The following is a 1,722-nucleotide window of genomic DNA, read 5'->3' on the forward strand; positions in this document are numbered from 1 at the left end:
TCAAGAGCGAACCTTCTCCCGAAGTTACGGTTCTATTTTGCCTAGTTCCTTCACCCGAGTTCTCTCAAGCGCCTTGGTATTCTCTACCCGACCACCTGTGTCGGTTTGGGGTACGATGACTTGTAATCTGAAGCTTAGAGGCTTTTCCTGGAAGCAGGGCATCAATGGCTTCCACACCGTAGTGTGTTCGTCTCGTGTCTCAGTGTTGTGTCTCCGGATTTGCCTAGAAACACCACCTACGCACTTTCACCAGGACAACCGTCGCCTGGCCCACCTAGCCTTCTCCGTCCCCCCATCGCAATTACAAGTCGTGCAGGAATATTAACCTGCTTCCCATCGACTACGCCTTTCGGCCTCGCCTTAGGGGTCGACTCACCCTGCCCCGATTAACGTTGGACAGGAACCCTTGGTCTTCCGGCGAGGAGGCTTTTCACCCCCTTTATCGTTACTTACGTCAGCATTCGCACTTCTGATATCTCCAGCATACCTCTCGATACACCTTCGCAGACTTACAGAACGCTCCCCTACCACTCACACATAAGTGTGAATCCGCGGCTTCGGTGCCTGGTTTGAGCCCCGTTACATCTTCCGCGCAGGCCGACTCGACTAGTGAGCTATTACGCTTTCTTTAAATGATGGCTGCTTCTAAGCCAACATCCTAGCTGTCTGAGCCTTCCCACATCGTTTCCCACTTAACCAGAACTTTGGGACCTTAGCCGGCGGTCTGGGTTGTTTCCCTCTTCACGACGGACGTTAGCACCCGCCGTGTGTCTCCCGGATATTACTTACTGGTATTCGGAGTTTGCATGGGGTTGGTAAGTCGGGATGACCCCCTAGCCCAAACAGTGCTCTACCCCCAGTAGTATTCGTCCGAGGCGCTACCTAAATAGCTTTCGGGGAGAACCAGCTATCTCCGAGTTTGATTGGCCTTTCACCCCCAGCCACAGGTCATCCCCTAACTTTGCAACGTTAGTGGGTTCGGTCCTCCAGTTGATGTTACTCAACCTTCAACCTGCCCATGGCTAGATCACCCGGTTTCGGGTCTACACCTTGCAACTAGACGCCCAGTTAAGACTCGGTTTCCCTACGGCTCCCCTATACGGTTAACCTCGCTACAAAATGTAAGTCGCTGACCCATTATACAAAAGGTACGCAGTCACCCCGAAGGGCTCCCACTGCTTGTACGTACACGGTTTCAGGTTCTATTTCACTCCCCTCACAGGGGTTCTTTTCGCCTTTCCCTCACGGTACTGGTTCACTATCGGTCAGTCAGGAGTATTTAGCCTTGGAGGATGGTCCCCCCATATTCAGACAGGATGTCACGTGTCCCGCCCTACTCGATTTCACATCAAGGTTGTTTTCGTGTACGGGGCTATCACCCTGTATCGCCGGCCTTTCCAGGACCGTTCCACTAACTTCCAAGATGCTTAAGGGCTAATCCCCGTTCGCTCGCCGCTACTGAGGGAATCTCGGTTGATTTCTTTTCCTCGGGGTACTTAGATGTTTCAGTTCTCCCGGTTCGCCTCTGTTACCTATGTATTCAGTAACAGATACCCGAGTTATCTCGGGTGGGTTTCCCCATTCGGAAATCTGTGAGTAATAGCGTCTCTTACCGACTTCTCACAGCTTATCGCAGGTTAGTACGTCCTTCATCGCCTCTGACTGCCAAGGCATCCACCATGTACGCTTAGTCACTTAACCATACAACCCCAAGAAGTGTCG

1 rRNA gene is annotated in these 1,722 nt (G+C 52.2%); it reads right to left on the reverse strand.

From position 1 onward, the window contains the following. A 23S ribosomal RNA gene (locus AB5Y73_RS00015) occupies window positions 1–1,701 on the reverse strand; the annotation flags it as partial. Window positions 1,702–1,722 lie beyond the last annotated feature (21 nt).

It is taken from the genome of Aeromonas sp. s7(2024) (assembly GCF_040907825.1).
GTDB lineage: Bacteria > Pseudomonadota > Gammaproteobacteria > Enterobacterales > Aeromonadaceae > Aeromonas > Aeromonas veronii.